We start from the raw sequence: 20,663 nt of genomic DNA on the forward strand, positions 1-20,663 counted from the left end.
AAGATGGTGCATTACTGCACCATCTTGAGCATAAAAAAACCCCATTTGTGTCTTTTTAGTGTGTGACTTATCAAATTTTTTTTGGTAGAACGGAATGTAGCTCAAGCTAACGAGCTATCAATACACACTGCCTACAAGGCTTAGCAGCCATAGCGATAAACCATTATCAAAGTGGTAGGCAATAACAGGAATGAGGAAATTATGTGTTCAATTTTTGGTGTGCTGGATATTAAGTCCGACCCACTTCGGCTGCGCGAGCAAGCCATCGAAATGTCAAAAAAACTGCGCCACCGTGGACCAGATTGGTCTGGGGTATATTCATCCGATAAGGCGATTTTAGTCCATGAACGCTTGGCGATTGTGGGCGTTTCCAGTGGCGCTCAACCACTTTATAACCCTGAAAAAACGCATATTCTGGCGGTCAATGGCGAGATCTATAACCACAAAGAATTAGCTCAGTCACTCACTGTGCCGTTCACATTTCAAACCCAGTCAGACTGCGAAGTTATCTTGGCACTGTATAAGCAAAAAGGGCCGGAGTTCTTAGATGACCTCAACGGCATCTTTGCTTTTTGTTTATACGATGAACAGCAAGATGCTTTTTTAATTGGCCGTGACCACATTGGTATTATTCCGCTTTACACTGGTCGCGATCAAACTGGCAACCTCTATGTTGCCAGTGAGATGAAAGCACTAACGCCAATTTGCAGCCACATTGAAGAGTTCCCCCCTGGCCATTATTGGTATTCCAAAGAAGGAGGACCACGTCCCTACTACCAGCGTGACTGGCAATCCTATGACGCGGTAAAGGATAATCCCGCCGCGGTTGCTGATGTCAAGCAAGGTTTAGAGGCGGCAGTGAAAAGACAACTGATGTGTGATGTTCCCTACGGTGTGTTGCTTTCTGGTGGTCTTGATTCCTCAGTAATTTCGGCCATTACCCAGCAGTTTGCTGCGAAACGAATTGAAGATAACGATGCCAGTGACGCTTGGTGGCCAAAACTGCATTCTTTTTCCATTGGTCTGGAAGGCTCTCCGGATTTAGCCGCAGCACAAAAGGTCGCAGATCAGATAGGTACCGTTCACCACCCGATCCATTTTACCGTGCAACAAGGCATAGATGCACTTAAAGAAGTCATCTACCACCTTGAAACCTACGATGTCACTACGGTAAGAGCGTCAACACCTATGTACTTAATGGCCCGTTACATCAAAGCCATGGGCATAAAAATGGTGCTCTCTGGTGAAGGTGCCGATGAATTGTTTGGAGGCTACCTTTATTTTCATAAAGCCCCTAACGCAGAAGAGTTTCACAACGAGCTAAACCGCAAGGTCTCTAAGCTGCATATGTTTGACTGCTTGCGTGCCAATAAATCGATGGCCGCTTGGGGCGTTGAGGCACGGGTGCCCTTTTTAGATAAAGAGTTTGTCGACACCGCCATGCGCACCAACCCGGATTATAAGATGTGCAAGGACGGTCGTATCGAGAAGCATATCATTCGTGAAGCCTTCGACGGTTATCTACCGGATGATGTGCTGTGGCGGCAAAAAGAACAGTTTTCTGATGGTGTGGGCTATTCTTGGATAGACTCGCTAAAAGAATATGTGGAGCAACAAGTGAGTGATGTCGACTTACAAAATGCCCATTATCGCTTCCCGATTAACACCCCAGACAGCAAAGAAGCGTATTTCTATCGCACTATTTTTACTGAGCACTTTCCCGGTGATGCTGCCGCCAAGTGTGTGCCATTTGGCAAATCAGTGGCTTGCTCGACACCTGAGGCTCTGGCATGGGATGAGGCGTTTAAACATAATGCCGACCCATCAGGCCGTGCGGCCAGCTCACACAATGATGCTTACAAACCACAAAAATAGCATAATGGCGACTGAGAGGAACTCTCTCAGTCGTTACACTTAGATAAAGCGTTTGATAATAAAGTCTACTTTGACTCGCTTGGCCTGACCTAAGAGCTTTTTCACCGGCGCAGGATAATCTGCTAGGGTTTCTAAGTCTTCATGAGACGTTAATCGCCGACAATGGCGAAGAATGGCCTGCTTTTCCGCTTCAATTTGTGCCAATAAGCTTTGCTCAGGATCTTCTATCAGAATGCCATTCTCAATATCTAACCCCCACGCTCTGGGGTTTAAGTTGTGACCACTCATTAGGTGTGTAGTGCCATCCTTACTCACACCTTTGAGGTGGAATGAGTGGTTATCGTGTTGCCACAGGTACACGTTTAAATCACCCGAGGCGATAAAACGGCGTTGTGATTTTATAAACTTATACAAGATGGTCTCATACAAATACGGCAACGCGCCAATGCGGCTAAACGGTTGTTCCGGGCTTATATAAAAGTCATTAGCGGTTTTATCCCCTACCACAATCGTAACTTTTTTGCCTTGTTTGAGTAAACGGCGCAGCGAGCGTAGTAATGGGGCTGGAAAGTTAAAATACGGCGTATAAAGCACCAATTCCTGCTCGGTGGTATCAAATAAGGCTTTAATTAACCGGTTCAGTTTATTGGTTCTGCGACCAAAGCCCAAATATGGCCTAATGGTTAAACCTGTGTGGCTATCTGCTTCACTGAGATCATAACTGGCTTTTTTCAGCTGCTTCATAAGCTGCTTTTGTTCAGTGCGAATGTCGAGCAACTTAGGCAGTGGGCGTTTATCTAACCTTGGTACGGCATCAGACGCTATCAATACCGAATCAGTAAAATGACAAAAGCTATTGGCCAGTTGCCGCTGTTTGATCACAAAGTAACGATCTAAGCGGTATTTTTCACCCTGGTGCAAGTAGACATTATTTAAGCTAGCGCCGCTGTAAAGTAAGGTATCGTCAATCACAAAACCCTTTAAGTGCAACACACCAAACAGTTCTTTGGCTTTAACTGGCACCCCATACACTTCAACTTGAGTGCCTAGTTTCTCGTGTAAATCACAATAAAGTTTGGCATTGCCTTCTGACTTTTCCGCCCCAATAAGCCCCCGTTGAGCGCGATGAAAATCGACCAGCACCTTAACGGTAAGGTTAGGATTTTTCCGAGCAGCAGCGTGTAATGCATTGAGCACCTGCTGACCTGCTTCATCGTCTTGTAGATAAAGTGCGGTGATGTAAATTCGCTCCTCGGCCGCTGCAATTAGCTTAAGCAGCGTCTGATGATATTGCTTAGCATCAGTTAAAACCTCGCAGTGCTGCGCACTTAGCCCAAATCCTGGGTATCCTGCCCAAAATGCCATATTTACCTTTTCAATTAGACCATCATCGAAGATAGCAAAACAAAATTCTCTAAAACATAACAAAAAAATATCCTGAGGTCATGAATTACTGATGTTTTTTGCCTTTGTACCTGTGTTTTGCTGACTTCTCGTACAGGAACTAAACAAACAGTACAGTTATTTTGACAACTGGCTTATTTAAAGAAAATCGGATTACGATTTTTTATTTACTTCGCTATTGAATTAAATAGAATCGAACAAACTTTTGCGTAATAGCATGAATTAGATTAGTTAGGAAAAACACATGAGCGATGCAAAACACTGCAAACTTTTGATTTTAGGCTCTGGACCTGCGGGTTACACTGCCGCGGTATACGCAGCACGTGCCAACTTAAACCCAGTTTTGGTTACCGGTATGCAGCAAGGTGGTCAGTTAACCACCACCACAGAAGTAGAAAACTGGCCGGGCGATGCCCACGGCCTAACTGGCCCGGCGTTAATGGAGCGTATGAAAGAGCATGCTGAACGCTTTGAAACGGAAATTGTTTTCGATCACATTAACAAAGTGGACGTATCTAAACGCCCATTCACGTTAACTGGCGACCAAGGCACTTACACCTGTGACGCATTAATCATTGCAACCGGTGCATCGGCTAAATACCTAGGACTGGAGTCTGAAACGGCTTTCCAAGGTCGCGGTGTATCAGCATGTGCAACTTGCGATGGTTTCTTCTACCGCGGTCAGAAAGTCGCCGTAGTGGGTGGCGGTAATACGGCAGTGGAAGAAGCATTGTATCTTTCAAACATTGCAGAAGAAGTACACGTAATTCACCGTCGTGACTCTTTCCGCAGTGAAAAGATTTTATCTGATCGGTTAATGGAAAAAGCCAAAAATGGCAATGTTGTACTGCACCTTAATCGTACCCTAGACGAAGTGCTTGGCGATGACATGGGCGTAAATGGTATCCGCATTAAAGACACTCAATCTGACGCCACTGAACAGCTCGATTTAGCAGGTGTATTTATTGCTATCGGTCATAAGCCAAATACCGACATGTTCGAAGGCCAACTGGAAATGAAAGACGGTTACCTCATCGTGCAATCAGGCCTTAATGGTAATGCCACACAAACCAGTGTTGAAGGTGTGTTTGCTGCCGGTGATGTGTCTGATCACATCTATCGTCAAGCCATCACATCTGCCGGCACAGGCTGCATGGCAGCTCTGGATGCAGAGCGTTTCTTAGACGGTCTATAAATAATTGTTCGGGCCAGTTCTGTGGCCCGCTTTCCTGATGACAATAATTTGCTATAGTGATGGGCAGTAATCACTAAGCCCATGCCCAAATGACTCAGCAGCTGTTTCACTTAACCCCAGATAACTTCAACTTTCCGCCCAATCATTTTGCCCTTAAAGAACCCGATGGCTTACTTGCCGTTGGCGGTTGTTTAACCGTAAAGAGGCTAGAAAATGCCTACCGCAATGGTATTTTCCCTTGGTTTAGTGAGGGGGAACCCTTGATGTGGTGGAGCCCAAGTGAACGTGGAATATTAGAGCTTAGTGATTTTCATTGTGGTAAAACGTTGCGTAAAGCGCAGCGTAAATTACAGCCTCGCGTGACCGTTAATACAGCATTCGAGCAAGTGATCCATGCCTGTCGTCAGCAGCGAATCGACAGTGAAGGGACTTGGATCACCAGCAAAATGTTACACGCCTATCAACAAGCGCATCGGGACGGCTTAGCCCACAGTGTGGAAATATGGCAACAACAACGCTTAGTGGGTGGCTTGTATGGCATTATGCAATCTGGGGTGTTTTGCGGCGAGTCGATGTTTCATCATACAGCCAATGCCTCTAAGCTTGCTATGTGGGCGTTAGTTAACTGGTTAAAAAGGCATCAGGCCTGCTTTATTGACTGCCAACTCGAAAACCCCTATTTGCGAAGTTTGGGGTTAAAAGTTGTACCAAGAGAAGAGTTTTTAGCTAGACTTAAAAAAGCGGAGGACTTTGTCCCTCCTGCCTCCATGTGGCAGCCTCAGGAGTTGAAAGATATCTATGAATGAGCACTTTCCCTCTAAAATTGGACTGAGCCAGCAGTTTGCATGTAGCTACCTGTCCGAGCAACAAGAGCAACTCTTGGTTATCTTGGATCCAAGTTGTTATCAAGCCGATAAATTTGAGCAATTGTTAGGTCTGGGTTTTCGTCGTAGTGGCGACCAAATTTATCGTCCTCACTGCCCTTCTTGCCACGCCTGCCAATCGGTGAGAGTGTTGGCAAAACACTTCCAACCCAGCAAGTCTCAAAAGCGCAAACGCAATAAGCTAAATAGCGACGGTTATCGCATCACAGTCAGCCACCAAGAACGTCATGAGTATTACCCATTGTATGAGCGCTACATTAGTTTACGCCATCAAGATGGTAGTATGTACCCGCCCAATCGGGTGCAATACGAAAGTTTTTTATTTTGTCGTTGGATGAACATTATGTTTATCGAGCTATGGCACCACGACAAGCTTATCGCCGTCGCTGTGACCGATTCGATGCCAAATGCTCTGTCTGCCATTTACACTTTTTTTGACCCTGATTATGAACACCTAAGCTTAGGCACCATTATGATCATGGCACAGGTTGAACACGCAGCAAAACAACAAAAAGACTACCTTTACCTCGGTTATCAAATTAATCGATGTCGAAAAATGCGATACAAAACGCAATTTTTACCCGCAGAAATGCTGGTGAACGATAGTTGGACCGCGGTGCAAAAAAGTTAGCTTGCGCTTGCCCTGCTTCCATGCGTTTGAGATTAGTTAAACGCATTTATTGTGCTATAATGCAGCATTCGCAGATTGTTGTACCGTTAAAAATCACAGTTACGCTGTATAGCATGTGATAAAAGCGGCGATATAGCTGTTGTTACGCTCATCGCTTGCTAATAATTAACAAAAAAACGGCTGGTAACTTTACTTATCCCCCGCTTTTGGGCAAAATCTGCTTCGATTAATTTAACCAAGAGGTGATACGCTACACATGGCGAAAGAAGACGTAATTGAAATGCAAGGCACGGTCCTTGATACACTACCAAATACAATGTTCCGTGTTGAACTAGAAAACGGTCACGTTGTTGTTGCTCATATTTCTGGCAAAATGCGTAAAAACTACATCCGTATTTTGACTGGTGACAAAGTAACTGTTGAAATGACGCCTTACGATCTAACGAAAGGTCGCATTGTCTTCCGCGCTCGTTAATCTGCGTATGTAGATTACTACTCGCAGTATCACACTGATACCCAAGAAACCTCAGAACACTGAAGTTATTTAGGTATAGCGTGGCTATATTGCAATACCGAGTAGACTACGAACGAATCAAATCAAGTGTTCCTGATAACATTTGATACCACGAAAAGCCCAGTTATGCTGGGCTTTTTGTTGTCTAATACCCGCTCACTTTGCCGAGCATAGCCAAGTGCTCTTACCCGTCTGACTCGATTAGTGGTTGCAAATGAATAGCCATAAATACTCTCGTGTTATTTTGCATAGAAAACTTAGATCATCATGTAGACACGACAGAGTTTTTCAGCTTTTGTTCCGCCATTGAATACGGCTTGGCAATAGAATTTCATACCAATCCGCATTAATACTTGCTCAATTTGAGGGAGTAAATTTGACGCTAACTGCGTTAAAAATTTCTTATTTAGAACAACTAAATAGCAAAATTTTTGCCTTGTTATCGACGAAATTTCCTTGCCTCAAAATAGACCACTTAATTAAGCGAATTGGTATCAGACAATAAAAAAGCCCAGTGTTCACTGGGCTTTAACTTTTTCAGATTAATCAATCAAGATTGCAGCGCTACTATGCAGAAACGGCCTCTGTCTGATAGTCAAAAGACAGCTTGTTGTCTTTGACATCCAACTTAACCGTACCGCCATCGGCTAGCTTGCCAAATAGGATTTCATTGGCCAATGGTTTTTTAACGCTGTCTTGAATGACACGTGCCATAGGTCGTGCGCCCATAGCCTTGTCGTAACCGGCATCAGCAAGCCAGTCGCGCGCCTTGGTGGTTAGCTCTAAGTTAACTGACTTTTTATCCAACTGTGCCTGGAGTTCAACAATGAATTTATCCACCACTTGTAAAATCACCTCTTTCTCAAGGTGGTTAAACCAGATGATGTTATCTAAACGGTTTCTAAATTCTGGGGTGAACACCTTATTGATTTCAACCATGGCATCGTGAGAATAATCCTGCTGTTGGAAACCAATAGACTGGCGTACGGTCTCTTGCACACCGGCGTTGGTGGTCATCACCAAGACCACATTTCTAAAGTCTGCTTTGCGGCCATTGTTGTCGGTTAAGGTGCCATGATCCATCACCTGCAACAGAATGTTGTAAATATCTGGATGGGCTTTTTCAATTTCATCAAGCAATACCACCGCATGGGGATGTTTGATCACTGAATCGGTTAATAGACCACCTTGTTCGTAACCAACATAGCCCGGAGGCGCACCAATTAGGCGACTCACGGCATGGCGCTCGGAGTATTCCGACATATCAAAGCGAATAAACTCAATGCCCATACACTTAGCCAACTGCTTAGTAACCTCCGTCTTACCCACACCGGTTGGGCCTGCAAATAAGAACGAGCCTACCGGTTTGTCTTCATTGGCCAAGCCAGAACGTGATAAACGAATGGCTGATGTGAGTGCATTAATCGACTCATCTTGACCAAACACCAGCATCTTCAAATTACGGTCAAGGTTTTTCAGTGTCTCTTTGTCACTGGATGAAACACTTTGCTGTGGAATACGGGCCATCTTAGAAACAATCGCTTCAATATCGGCGACGTTAATGGTTTTCTTACGCTTTGAACTTGGCTGCAAGCGTTGGTTTGCCCCTGCTTCATCAATAACGTCAATGGCTTTATCCGGCAAATGGCGTTCGTTGATGTATTTGGCACTTAGCTCTGCAGCTGCTTTTAGCGCCTTTTGCGTGTAACGAATACCATGATGCTCTTCATAGCGTTCTTTTAGGCCGGCCAAAATCTTAGTGGTGTCTGCAACACTTGGCTCAACCACATCGATTTTCTGAAAGCGACGCACCAAAGCACGGTCTTTTTCAAAGATGTTTTTAAACTCAGAATACGTGGTGGAGCCCATGCATCTAAGTTGGCCGCTGGAAAGCAATGGCTTAATCAAGTTGGAGGCATCCATTACCCCACCCGAAGCCGCGCCAGCACCAATAATGGTATGAATTTCATCGATAAACAAAATCGCCTGAGGCTTCGCTTGCAACTCTTTTAGTAGCGCTTTAAAGCGCTTTTCAAAGTCACCACGGTATTTGGTGCCAGCCAGCAGTGCTCCCATATCTAGTGAGTACACCACGGCCTCAGCGATAACATCAGGCACTTGCTCGTTAACAATACGGTACGCCAGCCCTTCGGCGATAGCGGTTTTACCTACGCCGGCCTCGCCAACCAATAATGGGTTGTTCTTTTTGCGCCGACACAGCACTTGTACGGTGCGCTCAACTTCTTCATCACGGCCCACTAAGGGGTCAATACGGCCGCTTTGTGCCATGGCATTGAGATTAGAGGTAAAGTTTTCTAACTTAGTCTTTTCCTCTTGTTGCATATCGCCACTTTCATCATGCATGTCTTCATGATCGTCTTGCTCATGGTCGTCTTCAATTTTTGAAATACCATGACTGATAAAGTTAACAATATCTAAGCGGCTAACGTCTGATTTTTTAAGTAAATACACCGCTTGGCTTTCTTGCTCAGAAAAAATCGCCACCAGCACGTTCACTCCGGTTACCTCGGAACGCCCAGACGACTGCACATGGAATACCGCGCGTTGTAAGACGCGCTGAAAACCAAGCGTAGGTTGTGTTTCTCTGTCTTCTTCCAGATCTGGAATAACAGGTGTGGTTTCATCAATAAACTCTGATAATTCGCGCTTGAGTGTTTCCATATCAACACCGCAGGCATCTAGCGCTTCACTAGCAGAGGGGTTATCGATCAATGCAAGTAGTAAATGTTCAACCGTCATAAATTCATGACGACGTGACCGCGCCTCGCGAAACGCAGCGTTCAGAGTAAGTTCTAGGTCTTTGTTTAGCATTGGCAACCCCCAACAAGAAATTTATAGGTCATTCCTGCTCACAACTACAGAGCAGCGGGTGCTCGTTGTCACGAGCATATCGGTTTACCTGCTCAGCCTTGGTATGGGCTATATCCGCAGGGTATATTCCACATACCGCTTTCCCTTTGTGATGTACTTCCAGCATCACCTCAGTTGCTCTTTCGCTATCCATATTGAAAAATGTCGTCAGTATCTCGACAACGAAATCCATGGGCGTGTAATCATCATTGTTCAATATCACTTTGTATTTTCGCGGCGGCTGTAGCTTTTGCTTTTCAGTCTCGCGAACGGCGTCTACAACACCCGATTCTTTTGTCCCACTCATAATTAAATATAGTCTTGTCTTATATACTCAAGCAAATAGAATTGAGAAATAAATAAAATGTTAAAAAAAAGAGCAAAATACTTGACTGCTTGCTCATTTAAACTACAGTAAATCTTGACTGTTTAATCTATGGGCAGTCTAGCAAAATTAAAAGAGTAGATTAACTTAAATTTAGTCAACTTATAGAAGGATGTAGAAGTATGGCTTGCGGAAAAGTCAAATGGTTCAATAACGCCAAAGGGTTTGGTTTCATCGTAGAAGACGGCAGTGACGAAGATATCTTTGCTCATTACTCAACGATTGTAATGGATGGATACAAGACGCTTAAAGCTGGTCAGGATGTATCATTCGAACTACAAAAAGGCCCCAAAGGGCTGCATGCCACTAATATCGCTCCTATTACGGAAGATATTGTGTAATGACTTTGTAGTTTAATTGGCTAAAGCGGGTTACGTTCGTGCTCGCTTCACCTCCCTCCTCTGTTCGCAGTTCTTTTTTACTTTTAGTTCCTCATAACGAAAATATCTATAACTTTTCACTTTTATACTTTAAATTTAATAATTAGCCCCCATATGCAAAGACTGTTAGACTAATGGACGTCTTGCAAATCCAGCTTCAGGTTGGTTAGATATTGTTAATACTTCCGTATTATGGCCTATGACTATGCCAACAATGCTACTTAAATGTATTGCTTAAGGCTGTCATAGCACAAACTTGATAACCAATAGCGGCAAACGAACATCGATTATATACGGTGATTTGTGCCTCTAATAACAAGTAACAATACCTAACAAACTTGCTAATGCTATGCCTTGTTGCTAGAAGCTCGGCTTCTGGTAGACAACCGTTTTGCCATTTAGGCTCCACGGTGCCTAGCAACACCTTAGCAAACGTTGAATGGCGACATGCCCACAACTATCTAGGAATGATGATGACATCGAAAATTATCTATACCAAAACAGATGAAGCACCAGCACTGGCGACGTATTCGCTACTGCCTATCATCCAAGCATTCACAAAACCTGCTGATATCGAGGTAGAAACCCGCGATATTTCATTAGCAGGTCGAATTATCGCCACTTTTCCAGAGCATCTAAAAGAAGATCAGCGTATCGCTGATGCCCTTGCAGAACTTGGTGATTTAGCTAAAACACCTGAAGCCAATATCATTAAACTTCCTAATATCAGTGCTTCTATTCCACAGCTGCGCGCAGCCATCAAAGAATTACAAGCCAAAGGGTATGCTCTGCCAGAGTATCCTTCTGAACCGAAAAACGAGGCCGAAGCTGAGATCAAAGCCCGCTATGACAAAATTAAAGGCAGCGCAGTTAACCCTGTACTTCGTGAAGGTAACTCAGACCGTCGCGCTCCGGCATCGGTTAAAGGCTATGTTCGCAAAAACCCACACTCAATGGGCGCATGGTCAAAAGACTCTAAGTCTTACGTTGCGTCAATGACAGATGGCGACTTTTTCGGTTCTGAGCAGTCTGTGACGGTTGCAGAAGCGACAGACGTACGCATTGAGCACGTTGCCAACAACGGCGACGTGACCGTATTAAAACAAAGCACGCCGCTGCTTGCTGGTGAAATCATTGATGGCTCGCGCATGAGCGCTAAAGCACTTCAAGCATTTTTAGCTGAGCAAGTACAAGAAGCCAAAGACAAAGGCGTTCTTTTCTCACTGCACATGAAAGCCACCATGATGAAGGTATCGGACCCAATCATCTTCGGTCACGCGGTGAAAGTATTCTACAAAGACGTATTTGCTAAACACGCCGAAACCTTCGCAGAGATTGGCGTTGATCCTAGCAACGGTATCGGCGATGTGTATGCTAAAATCGAAACACTTGACGACGCCAAGCGCAAAGAAATTGAAGCGGACCTAAGTGCCGTTTATGACACAGCACCTGATATTGCTATGGTTGATTCAGACCGCGGTATTACAAACCTACACGTTCCAAGCGATGTTATCATTGACGCGTCAATGCCAGCTGCGATCCGCTCAAGCGGTCAAATGTGGAATGCCGAAGGCAAGCAACAAGATACTGCGTTTGTGATCCCAGATCGTTGTTATTCTGGTGTTTATAAAGCCACTATCGACTTCTGTAAAGAACACGGCGCATTCGACCCACGTACTATGGGTACCGTTCCAAACGTTGGCTTGATGGCACAAAAAGCCGAAGAGTATGGCTCTCACGACAAGACCTTTGAAGCACCGGCAGACGGCACTATCCGTGTTGTTGATAGCGCAGGTAATACCTTACTTGAGCACCAAGTGGAAGAAGGTGATATCTGGCGTATGTGTCAGGTAAAAGATGCCCCAATCAGAGACTGGGTGAAGCTTGCGGTTAACCGTGCTCGTGCAACTAATACACCTGCTGTATTTTGGTTAAACGAAGCCCGTGCACACGATGCTGAGCTAATCAAGAAAGTCAACGCTTACTTGCCTGAGCATGACACGGATGGCCTTGAGATCCTAATCAAAGCCCCTGTGGAAGCGACCCTTTACTCACTAGAGCGCATGAAAAAAGGCGAAGACACGATTTCAGTAACTGGTAACGTATTGCGTGACTACCTAACGGACTTATTCCCAATTCTTGAACTAGGTACCAGCGCTAAGATGCTTTCAATCGTACCACTGATGAATGGTGGTGGTTTGTTCGAAACCGGTGCTGGCGGTTCTGCACCTAAGCACGTGCAACAGTTTGAAAAAGAAAACCACTTACGCTGGGATTCACTGGGTGAATTCTTAGCACTGGCGGCATCGCTTGAGCACCTAAGTCAAAACACCGGCAACGCTAAGGCACAAGTTCTGGCCGATACACTAGATGCGGCAACGGCTAAGTTCTTAGATGAGAACAAGTCACCATCACGTAAAGTAAAAGAGCTGGATAACCGTGGTAGTCACTTCTATTTAGCGCTTTACTGGGCACAAGAGCTGGCAGCACAAGACCAAGATGCTGAGCTTAAAGCGAAGTTCTCTAGTGTTGCAACAGAGCTAACTGAAAAAGAAGCTGACATTGTGGCGGCACTGAATGAAGCTCAGGGCCAAGCAATGGATGTGGGTGGTTATTACCAGCCAGAAGATGACAAAGCATTCGCTGCAATGCGTCCATCTCAGGTATTCAACCAAATCTTAGCTTCACTGTAATCAGGTGAATGAAATCAGCTTAAGGCGGCCATAGTGCCGCCTTTTTTGTCCCTTATGCACAATCGCAGCCGCGGTTATGCCTTTGTACACCTGGCTTGATGCGATAGAATGACTGGTATCATTGGCTCACAAAGAAACACCATGACTTCGCAACACCGCAACAACCCAAACAAAAAACGCACTCACAACCCGCACAAAGCTAACCGTGGCCGTTTTAGCAAGCCTCGCAGAGCCGTTAAACCGGCTTTGCCTCCAGAGCAAGTCAAAGTGGTGCTGTTTAACAAGCCATATGACGTGTTGTGCCAATTTAGCGATGATCAACAGCGTAAAACGCTTGCCGACTTTATTGATATTAAAGACGTTTACGCCGCAGGCAGACTCGATAGAGACAGTGAAGGTCTATTGCTGCTAACCAATTGTGGTAAATTACAAAACCGCCTTACTGCTCCGAAAAAAGCCACCTATAAAAGCTATTGGGTGCAAGTAGAGGGAGAGCCCAGTGAACAAGACCTGCAAGCGTTACGTGATGGCGTTACCTTAAAGGATGGCCCCACGTTGCCAGCCCAAGTTGAGGTCATGAGCGAGCCCAACGTCTGGCCACGTAACTCACCGATCCGGGAACGAAAAAATATTCCCACTACCTGGTTATGCATTGCTATTAAAGAAGGTCGTAATCGTCAAGTTAGAAGAATGACGGCGCACATTGGTTACCCAACCCTGCGTTTGATCCGCGCTACCATAGGCCCTTATCAGCTTGACGATTTAGGCAATGGCGATTACCGAGTCGTTAAACCTTTGTAAGCAGCTCCCCGCAGCTCAGCGATGCCGCCCATGGCCATGATCGCAGTCAGTGTGGGCGTGCATTTTAAGCAGACTTGGGTATAATAAGCGCTTTCAATTAGAGCATTTAAATTTAAAGCGAAATTATGAGCGATAATAGTCACATTAAAGTCATCGTTGGCATGTCCGGCGGGGTAGATTCTTCAGTTTCAGCCTACTTATTAAAACAGCAAGGCTACCAGGTTGAAGGCCTGTTTATGAAAAACTGGGAAGAAGACGATAATGATGAATATTGTGCTGCTGCCGAGGATTTAAAAGACGCACAAGCCGTTTGCGATAAGCTTGGTATTGAGCTGCACACCGTTAATTTTGCCGCCGAGTATTGGGATAACGTCTTCGAGCACTTTCTCGAAGAGTATAAAGCTGGTCGCACACCTAACCCCGATATCATGTGCAACAAAGAGATTAAGTTTAAAGCCTTTTTGCAATTTGCAGCTGAAGCTTTAGGTGCGGATTATATCGCCACCGGTCACTATGTGCGTCGTGCTGAGCGCGATGGCAAGTTTGTGATGTTGCGTGGTGAAGACAACAACAAAGACCAAAGTTACTTTCTCTATACCTTAAGTCATGAGCACATTGCCCAAACCTTGTTCCCTGTTGGTGAAATTGAAAAGCCAGAAGTGCGTAAAATCGCTGAAGAGCAAGGACTTATTACTCATGATAAAAAAGACTCAACCGGTATTTGTTTTATCGGTGAGCGTAAATTCAAAGACTTTCTTGCTAAGTATTTACCCGCACAACCAGGCACTATTGAAGACTGCGAAGGCAATCCTGTGGGCGAACATGAAGGCTTGATGTATCACACACTTGGCCAACGTAAAGGCCTATTAATTGGTGGCCTCAAAGAAGGCAATGGTGAGCCTTGGTATGTGGTCGACAAAGACATTGAACGCAACGTATTAGTAGTGGGTCAAGGTAAAAACCATCCTCGGCTATACAGTAATGGCTTAAATGCCAGCCAATTGCATTGGGTTGATCGAGTTGGGCCGCAAGGCACCACCCGTTGCACGGTGAAAACCCGTTACCGCCAAACTGACATCCCTTGTACTTTGTTAGTGGGTCAAGACGGTATGGCGCGAGTGCTATTCGACGAGCCGCAAAAAGCAGTAACGCCGGGTCAATCTGCGGTATTTTATGCCGAGGATGTTTGCCTAGGTGGTGGTATTATTGAGTCGGTGATCAAATAATGCAAAACCAGTCTGTGATGCCTCTCGCTGCAATGTGCCAAATTAGTAAACTGGTGCAAAAGTGCGCCCGTTACGGCACCTTCAACGAACACGAAGTAGAAGGCTTACTAAAAAGTATTCTTAATACTACGCCAGAACGTCCTGAAGATGTTTACCCAGATCGCAGTGCCATACAAAATGGCTGCAAAACGTTAATCGCGCAACTTTCTGCCGGCGGTGAAAAAGACGTTGAAATGGTTAAATATGTCGGTGCCATGATGCAACTTGAGCGCGTTCTCAGCAGTGATAAACGAGCACTGGATTTACTGGCACAAAAACTTCAAGGTGTTGAGCGTCAACTGCTCCATTTTGATATTTGTGAAAGCCAAATCATTGCTTCACTAGCCGACGTTTACGGCGAAGTTATCAGTCCTTTAGGACCTAAAATTCAAGTATTTGGTAAACCCGAATTACTCAAACAAACCAGCACTCAACAAAAGATCCGAGCATTATTGCTCGCCGGGATCCGCAGTGCGGTATTGTGGCGGCAATTAGGCGGAAAACGCAGGCATTTCTTTTTTGCCAAAAAGAAAATCATTCACGCCGCCAAAAGTTATCTATAACCATTGTGGTAGCAAGTCATTGCTGCCAATTAAAGTATCGTTCATTACAAATTGTTAGGAGTTATTATGGAGCTTTCAGCGTTAACCGCTATCTCTCCTGTAGATGGTCGCTATGGTAGCAAGACCACCGAGCTGAGAAGTATTTTCAGTGAGTATGGTTTAATTAAATACCGTGTGATCGTCGAAGTACGTTGGTTGCAAGCACTCGCCAGTAGCGATGCCATCGCCGAAGTGCCGGCATTCAGTGATGAAGCCAACGCCCTACTAGATAGCATCGTTGATAACTTCAGTGAAGCCGATGCGGCTCGAGTAAAAGAAATTGAGCGCACCACCAACCACGACGTAAAAGCCGTAGAGTACTTATTAAAAGAAAAAGTGGCCGATAACGCAGAGCTTAATGCCGTCAATGAGTTTATCCACTTTGCTTGTACTTCTGAAGACATTAACAACCTGTCTCATGGCTTAATGCTAACCGAAGCACGCGATAAAGTATTACTACCCTACTGTGATGAACTACTCGCTGCGATTAAAGCCAAAGCGGTGGAATACAAATCAGTACCAATGATGACTCGTACCCACGGTCAGCCTGCGTCACCATCTACCATGGGTAAAGAATTTGCCAACGTCTATGTACGTCTGCAACGTCAGCGCCAACAAATTGCCAACGTTCAGTTACTAGGTAAAATAAACGGCGCGGTAGGTAACTACAACGCCCACCTAAGTGCATACCCAGAGTATGATTGGCATGCGCACAGTGAGCGTTTTGTTGCCAGCCTTGGCCTGACTTGGAATGCCTTCACCACGCAGATTGAGCCACACGACTACATTGCCGAATTATTCGATGCTATTGCTCGTTTCAACACCATTCTGATCGATTTTGATCGTGATGTTTGGGGCTATATTGCCTTGAACCACTTCAAGCAAAAAACGGTTGCCGGTGAAATTGGCTCATCAACGATGCCGCACAAGGTGAACCCTATTGACTTCGAAAACTCTGAAGGCAACCTAGGTATCGCCAATGCCATTTTCGGCCACTTAGCGCAAAAGCTTCCTATTTCACGCTGGCAACGTGATCTTACCGACTCAACAGTTCTTCGTAACTTGGGTGTGGGCATGGGTTATGCGTTGATCGCATATCAAGCGACCTTAAAAGGCGTAAGCAAATTAGAAGTAAATGCCGACCGTCTACTGGCGGAATTGGACGACAACTGGGAGCTGCTTGCAGAGCCCATCCAAACCGTGATGCGCAAATACGGCATCGAAAAGCCGTATGAAAAATTAAAAGACCTAACTCGAGGCAAACGAGTAAACCAGACTATTATGGCTGAATTTATCGATAACCTTGAGCTACCGGATGCGGTTAAAACCCAAATGAAGGAAATGACGCCGGCAAATTACATTGGCCGCGCTGAAGCTTTCATCGATGAGCTAAACTAACGCTCAAGCTACGTTATTATGCTAAAACTAAGCGAAAGAGTGCCCTCTTTCGCTTTTTTTTATGGAATGCGCTATGTATCAATTAAACATTAATGACCTCACTCGCGAAGAGTTTTTACAACACTACTGGCAAAAGCAACCACTGCTAATCAAACAAGGCTTTAGCGACTTTGCCGACCCAATCACACCGGAAGAGTTGGCAGGCCTAGCAACCGAAGAGTGTATTGAATCGCGCATTGTTAATAACCATGATAACCAATGGCAAGCACATCACGGCCCCTTTGCCGAGTTTGATTTACTCAGTGAAAGCAACAGCACTTTGCTGGTGCAAGCGGTCGATCATTGGCACCCTACCGCGGCGCAATTACTCGAGCCATTTCGATTTATTCCAAACTGGCGTATCGATGATTTGATGATTAGCTTTTCCACTCCAGGCGGCGGCGTAGGCCCTCACCTTGACCAATATGATGTGTTTATTATCCAAGGGCAAGGAAAGCGTCATTGGCGCGTTGGCTTACGTGACGACAAGCTTAAACAATTTGCGCAAAACAAAAGCCTGTTACAAGTTGAAGCCTTTGATGCCGTCATTGATGTGATTTTACAGCCCGGCGATATCTTGTATATTCCACCGGCTTGCCCCCATGAAGGTTACGCGGTAGAAAATGCCTTAAATTACTCCGTTGGCTTTCGCGCGCCAGACCAAAAAGATCTCATCTCCAGCTTTGCTGACCATATTATCGATAACGAAGCAGGTCAGTTGCGTTACAGCGATCCAGATCTGCTTCCACGCCACTCTGTTGGTGAGGTCAATAAAGACGATCGCCAGCAAATAAAGCAGCTGTTACAGCAACTGCTTGAGGATCAACACAGCTTAACCGAGTGGATAGGTAAAACCCTAAGCGAGCCAAAGCATGAAATGGATTTAGCACCACTGGAGCCGCAAATTAGTAGCACTGAACTGGATACTTGGCTGACAGAAAACCCTTTGATTACTCGTGCAGGCGGTGTAAGGGCCATCTACCAGCAAGTGGATAAAGTAATCTTACTCAGTGTTAATGGCGACAATTTTAGTTTACCAGCGCAACATCTTAATGCCGTTAAACAGCTCACCGACACCACAACATTTGAGTTAATAGCAATAAAAGAAGCCCTTTCTTGCTTGGAATTTAAACAAACGTTAACTAGACTAATTAATGATGGGTCCTACTTCGTTGATGACGGCGATACAGCCATGGCCGAATTTGACGAGGGCTGGGAGTAGAGCCTGTTAGAACAAGAGAGTCGTGCTCAACAAAAATTACAATAGCAGGCTTATTACCTAAATTGCCTTGGTAAAAGCCTTGCATAAGCTCTAGCTTGTCACATAACAGGGATTACGGTCTGTAAATGGGGGCAGTATGTGTTATAGAGTAAGTCGTGTAAGCTGGCAAAATAGAAAACGGGAGCTCAAAGCGATCCGCGAACGGGTGTTTGTTTGCGAGCTTCATATTCCTAAAGAAGTTGAGTTCGACCAGCAAGACATAACGGCCGAACACCTTATTATTATTGATGACGATGATGGACCTGTGGGCACCGGAAGGCTTTGCAGCGACGGGTTATTAAGTCGTATCGCTATCTTCCGTTCTCACCGAAATCGAGATGCCTATTCATCACTCATTGAAGGTCTGATTGAACTTGCTAAAGACAAGGGCCATGATGAAATTTTTATTCAGTGTATACTCGATGAAGTGCCTGAGTTTGTGCAGTCAGGGTTTTCTGAATACGGCTATGTTTTTATGGAAGCTGGGATCCCAAGACAGCGCCTGAGATGCCCAGTTCAAAGTCTAAAAGTAGAACCGTTTACGATGCTTCACTAGCCCAAAGCTCATCGTTGCTGTATAGCTCGTAAAGTCCATGCGCTCGATTGATGAGTAAATTTGCGAAGTCAGCTTGGGTTTTATCAATTGGCTTAACTGACAGTATTCCTTCAGCTTTCATTTGCCAGCTAAGGCTAAAGTGACGAAGTGCATCGCGCGGTGTTGTCGCAGCGGTAGACTCCACGTGATCAGTAGGCAGATTCCCTGTTACTACCCAATAGCGCTTGCCATTTTGCCCTTTGATTTTCCATAGTGCGACAAGTGGTTCTATATATCGACATTCTTTTTCGATGATAGCATCTGGTAGAACCCCCTTGTCAGCCAAGTGCTTCTGTGCTGTTTGAATACACTGACGCTGCCACTGGATAGAGCGTTCCTTTTGCTGCTCTGGTGTTAATGCTGGTTGCTGGTTTTGCTCTTCACTCATTGTGGATTCCTAGTTTTTATTATTTTGTTGCTATAGAGTGCCCATTTGTGTGTAATGATAAACTTCACGGCTTTGATGTATCTCAACTGCCAATGATTTTATCATAACCGCCAATTGAGCCGCGATGTATCAGCTTATCACCTTAGTTTAAAAGCGACTTTAACTGGTTAGGCTTATTTAATCAGCATGCATGTTACTTTACTGGGCAAATGCATACATGGCCACAACAAAGCACTCATTACCTATACCTGATAGTAAGCTTTTGCACCACACTCAGCAATGCAAATACTGCTATTTTTAGTTTGATTGCTTAAATACTGGCCGCCTGTCGCTATAGTTTACGTCATTTTGACTTATGCCGCCTCTAGGCCCGTATTTTTTACCAATTGCACTGGGTTAATGTTGCTACCCAGCTGCCATGCTCTGTCAGCGGTTCGCTATTTGTGGTTGTTTTTATCGCTACTGTCACTGCCATCGGTGCTGCCAAATATTGCTTTATAACACGTTGCAGACCAACATCATCAATGACACTGAATTGTTCGCTGAGATAGTGCTTTTGCTTATCGCTCAACGGTTCTGTTTGCTGAAATCGATACGCCAATTTTATCCAATCCAGATACGCTAACCGAGACAAGTTGTTGTACTCCTGTGTCAACTTCTCAACTCTTGTGATCAGACGCTGATAGAGTATTAGATCTTCGCTCATTAGCGCAGCAAATAGCAGATTGAGACCCGCATTTAGCCTTGCAGCTTGGTGATCCATCATTTGAAACTGCTTAAAAGCAGCAGCAAACGCGGTTTTTGCCAAAGAGAACTTGGCGTCATCAAGGTACACAGTACCTAGGTTATTTTGTAAAGAAGCAATAGCCAGTTTATCTTCTGCCTTTCGCGCTTTGCTAATCGCTCGTTGATACATAACAGCCGCAGTAGCAAAATCGCCTTGCTCGCGGAGAATATTTGCTAAGCCATTTAACGCTCTAATTGCCTGGCGTTGCGTTTGTGCTTTTTTTAACGCGCAGCGGTAGGCATCCATTGCTGCTTGATGATGGTTAGCTCGTCGTAACCAAATAGCAGAAACATATAGGTTATCAAACAAGTGCTCTGTAAAATCGCTACTATCTACATACTTATACATTTGGCTAATAGGCAGTTGAGCCGCCATATTTTGTCGTTGTGTCAGTAACGCTTTCGCTTGCAGTAATAATTTTTTAAGCTCTATGGAGCGTTCAAGTTTACTTGCGGACTCCAGTTCAGCCAATATGGTTAAGGTGCGATTAGGGTCTTTAAGTAAAAAATATTCAGCTTTACTGAGCAGGTACTCGTGACCTCCGGCTTCCTCGGTGACAGCTGCACTTGCGCTGCTAACAACACAGCCCAACAAACTGCAAATAAAAATAAGAGAACGGAATAAATAGCTCATGGCAGCTTTCCACTTTAAACGATAGAACTATTGAAGATGGCGTAAGTGTACCAAATTAATAA

General features: G+C 44.9%; 18 protein-coding genes. 13 read left to right on the plus strand and 5 right to left on the minus strand.

Translation table 11 applies throughout. From position 1 onward, the window contains the following. The first annotated feature begins 201 nt into the window (after positions 1 to 201). Complete coding sequence (asnB, locus tag ACNKW2_RS02205; protein WP_419147090.1) at positions 202 to 1,875, plus strand: asparagine synthase B; 1,674 nt, start codon at positions 202 to 204, stop codon at positions 1,873 to 1,875. A 39-nt stretch (positions 1,876 to 1,914) separates the two neighbouring features. On the opposite strand, the gene pssA is transcribed toward asnB, so the two are convergent. Continuing rightward, positions 1,915 to 3,240: a CDP-diacylglycerol--serine O-phosphatidyltransferase gene (gene pssA, locus ACNKW2_RS02210; protein ID WP_419147091.1), complete on the minus strand. Its 1,326-nt coding sequence runs from the start codon at positions 3,238 to 3,240 to the stop codon at positions 1,915 to 1,917. 283 nt (positions 3,241 to 3,523) lie between these two features. On the opposite strand from pssA, the gene trxB reads away from it, so the two are divergent. The 4 genes from trxB (at position 3,524) to infA (ending at position 6,464) form a co-directional block, all read left to right on the plus strand. Further along, entirely contained in the window at positions 3,524 to 4,474 is a 951-nt protein-coding gene (gene trxB / locus ACNKW2_RS02215; RefSeq protein WP_419147092.1) for a thioredoxin-disulfide reductase, read from the plus strand. Between the two features lie 89 nt (positions 4,475 to 4,563). Next, the gene (gene aat, locus ACNKW2_RS02220; RefSeq protein ID WP_419147093.1) at positions 4,564 to 5,280 is read left to right on the plus strand and encodes a leucyl/phenylalanyl-tRNA--protein transferase; all 717 of its coding nucleotides are present in this window, start codon (positions 4,564 to 4,566) and stop codon (positions 5,278 to 5,280) included. Further along, the gene (locus tag ACNKW2_RS02225) at positions 5,273 to 5,989 is read left to right on the plus strand and encodes an arginyltransferase (protein ID WP_419147094.1); all 717 of its coding nucleotides are present in this window, start codon (positions 5,273 to 5,275) and stop codon (positions 5,987 to 5,989) included. Before aat ends, ACNKW2_RS02225 begins: the two co-directional genes overlap by 8 nt. A 256-nt stretch (positions 5,990 to 6,245) precedes the next feature. Beyond that, positions 6,246 to 6,464: a translation initiation factor IF-1 gene (infA, locus tag ACNKW2_RS02230; RefSeq protein WP_058029687.1), complete on the plus strand. Its 219-nt coding sequence runs from the start codon at positions 6,246 to 6,248 to the stop codon at positions 6,462 to 6,464. Between the two features lie 606 nt (positions 6,465 to 7,070). Here infA and clpA read toward each other — a convergent pair. Continuing rightward, on the minus strand, positions 7,071 to 9,335 hold the full coding sequence (clpA, locus tag ACNKW2_RS02235) for an ATP-dependent Clp protease ATP-binding subunit ClpA (protein WP_419147095.1): 2,265 nt from the start codon (positions 9,333 to 9,335) through the stop codon (positions 7,071 to 7,073). A gap of 28 nt (positions 9,336 to 9,363) precedes the next feature. Continuing rightward, positions 9,364 to 9,681, minus strand: a complete 318-nt coding sequence (gene clpS / locus ACNKW2_RS02240; RefSeq protein WP_419147096.1) for an ATP-dependent Clp protease adapter ClpS — start codon at positions 9,679 to 9,681, stop codon at positions 9,364 to 9,366. A gap of 200 nt (positions 9,682 to 9,881) precedes the next feature. Between clpS and cspD the strand changes: the two genes are divergently transcribed. The 8 genes from cspD to ACNKW2_RS02280 all read left to right on the plus strand — a co-directional run bounded on the left by cspD (position 9,882) and on the right by ACNKW2_RS02280 (position 18,754). Beyond that, positions 9,882 to 10,100, plus strand: coding sequence for a cold shock domain-containing protein CspD (gene cspD, locus ACNKW2_RS02245; RefSeq protein ID WP_336566484.1), 219 nt, complete (start codon positions 9,882 to 9,884; stop codon positions 10,098 to 10,100). Between the two features lie 512 nt (positions 10,101 to 10,612). Beyond that, a complete protein-coding gene (locus ACNKW2_RS02250; protein ID WP_419147097.1) occupies positions 10,613 to 12,832 on the plus strand; it encodes an NADP-dependent isocitrate dehydrogenase in 2,220 nt (739 codons plus the stop codon). A 108-nt stretch (positions 12,833 to 12,940) separates the two neighbouring features. After that, positions 12,941 to 13,633 (plus strand): pseudouridine synthase, encoded by a 693-nt coding sequence (locus tag ACNKW2_RS02255; protein WP_419147098.1) that lies wholly within the window; start codon positions 12,941 to 12,943, stop codon positions 13,631 to 13,633. A gap of 125 nt (positions 13,634 to 13,758) precedes the next feature. Continuing rightward, the gene (mnmA, locus tag ACNKW2_RS02260; RefSeq protein ID WP_419147099.1) at positions 13,759 to 14,859 is read left to right on the plus strand and encodes a tRNA 2-thiouridine(34) synthase MnmA; all 1,101 of its coding nucleotides are present in this window, start codon (positions 13,759 to 13,761) and stop codon (positions 14,857 to 14,859) included. Next, a complete protein-coding gene (hflD, locus tag ACNKW2_RS02265) occupies positions 14,859 to 15,461 on the plus strand; it encodes a high frequency lysogenization protein HflD (protein ID WP_336566488.1) in 603 nt (200 codons plus the stop codon). The genes mnmA and hflD overlap by 1 nt, the downstream gene beginning before the upstream one ends. Positions 15,462 to 15,527: 66 nt before the next feature. After that, positions 15,528 to 16,898 carry an adenylosuccinate lyase gene (gene purB / locus ACNKW2_RS02270; protein ID WP_419147100.1) on the plus strand — a complete coding sequence of 457 codons (1,371 nt, stop codon included), beginning with the start codon at positions 15,528 to 15,530 and terminating at the stop codon, positions 16,896 to 16,898. A gap of 73 nt (positions 16,899 to 16,971) precedes the next feature. Beyond that, positions 16,972 to 18,159 carry a JmjC domain-containing protein gene (locus tag ACNKW2_RS02275; RefSeq protein ID WP_419147101.1) on the plus strand — a complete coding sequence of 396 codons (1,188 nt, stop codon included), beginning with the start codon at positions 16,972 to 16,974 and terminating at the stop codon, positions 18,157 to 18,159. Between the two features lie 136 nt (positions 18,160 to 18,295). Then, complete coding sequence (locus ACNKW2_RS02280; RefSeq protein ID WP_419147102.1) at positions 18,296 to 18,754, plus strand: GNAT family N-acetyltransferase; 459 nt, start codon at positions 18,296 to 18,298, stop codon at positions 18,752 to 18,754. Here the strand turns inward: ACNKW2_RS02280 and ACNKW2_RS02285 are convergent. Both ACNKW2_RS02285 and ACNKW2_RS02290 read right to left on the minus strand, forming a co-directional pair. Beyond that, positions 18,738 to 19,181: a DUF4826 family protein gene (locus ACNKW2_RS02285; RefSeq protein ID WP_419147103.1), complete on the minus strand. Its 444-nt coding sequence runs from the start codon at positions 19,179 to 19,181 to the stop codon at positions 18,738 to 18,740. The genes ACNKW2_RS02280 and ACNKW2_RS02285 overlap by 17 nt on opposite strands. Positions 19,182 to 19,560: 379 nt before the next feature. Beyond that, complete coding sequence (locus tag ACNKW2_RS02290; protein WP_419147104.1) at positions 19,561 to 20,601, minus strand: tetratricopeptide repeat protein; 1,041 nt, start codon at positions 20,599 to 20,601, stop codon at positions 19,561 to 19,563. Positions 20,602 to 20,663: the final 62 nt, after the last annotated feature.

The sequence above is a fragment of the Pseudoalteromonas 'SMAR' genome (assembly GCF_048515945.1).
Lineage (GTDB): Bacteria > Pseudomonadota > Gammaproteobacteria > Enterobacterales > Alteromonadaceae > Pseudoalteromonas.

Bases quoted from the DNA above. Each gene is read 5' to 3' on its own strand.
- asnB (WP_419147090.1), top strand. From the start codon at position 202: ATGTGTTCAATTTTTGGTGTGCTGGATATTAAGTCCGACCCACTTCGG.
- pssA (WP_419147091.1), bottom strand. From the start codon at position 3,240: ATGGCATTTTGGGCAGGATACCCAGGATTTGGGCTAAGTGCGCAGCAC.
- trxB (WP_419147092.1), top strand. From the start codon at position 3,524: ATGAGCGATGCAAAACACTGCAAACTTTTGATTTTAGGCTCTGGACCT.
- aat (WP_419147093.1), top strand. From the start codon at position 4,564: ATGACTCAGCAGCTGTTTCACTTAACCCCAGATAACTTCAACTTTCCG.
- ACNKW2_RS02225 (WP_419147094.1), top strand. From the start codon at position 5,273: ATGAATGAGCACTTTCCCTCTAAAATTGGACTGAGCCAGCAGTTTGCA.
- infA (WP_058029687.1), top strand. From the start codon at position 6,246: ATGGCGAAAGAAGACGTAATTGAAATGCAAGGCACGGTCCTTGATACA.
- clpA (WP_419147095.1), bottom strand. From the start codon at position 9,335: ATGCTAAACAAAGACCTAGAACTTACTCTGAACGCTGCGTTTCGCGAG.
- clpS (WP_419147096.1), bottom strand. From the start codon at position 9,681: ATGAGTGGGACAAAAGAATCGGGTGTTGTAGACGCCGTTCGCGAGACT.
- cspD (WP_336566484.1), top strand. From the start codon at position 9,882: ATGGCTTGCGGAAAAGTCAAATGGTTCAATAACGCCAAAGGGTTTGGT.
- ACNKW2_RS02250 (WP_419147097.1), top strand. From the start codon at position 10,613: ATGACATCGAAAATTATCTATACCAAAACAGATGAAGCACCAGCACTG.
- ACNKW2_RS02255 (WP_419147098.1), top strand. From the start codon at position 12,941: ATGACTGGTATCATTGGCTCACAAAGAAACACCATGACTTCGCAACAC.
- mnmA (WP_419147099.1), top strand. From the start codon at position 13,759: ATGAGCGATAATAGTCACATTAAAGTCATCGTTGGCATGTCCGGCGGG.
- hflD (WP_336566488.1), top strand. From the start codon at position 14,859: ATGCAAAACCAGTCTGTGATGCCTCTCGCTGCAATGTGCCAAATTAGT.
- purB (WP_419147100.1), top strand. From the start codon at position 15,528: ATGGAGCTTTCAGCGTTAACCGCTATCTCTCCTGTAGATGGTCGCTAT.
- ACNKW2_RS02275 (WP_419147101.1), top strand. From the start codon at position 16,972: ATGTATCAATTAAACATTAATGACCTCACTCGCGAAGAGTTTTTACAA.
- ACNKW2_RS02280 (WP_419147102.1), top strand. From the start codon at position 18,296: ATGTGTTATAGAGTAAGTCGTGTAAGCTGGCAAAATAGAAAACGGGAG.
- ACNKW2_RS02285 (WP_419147103.1), bottom strand. From the start codon at position 19,181: ATGAGTGAAGAGCAAAACCAGCAACCAGCATTAACACCAGAGCAGCAA.
- ACNKW2_RS02290 (WP_419147104.1), bottom strand. From the start codon at position 20,601: ATGAGCTATTTATTCCGTTCTCTTATTTTTATTTGCAGTTTGTTGGGC.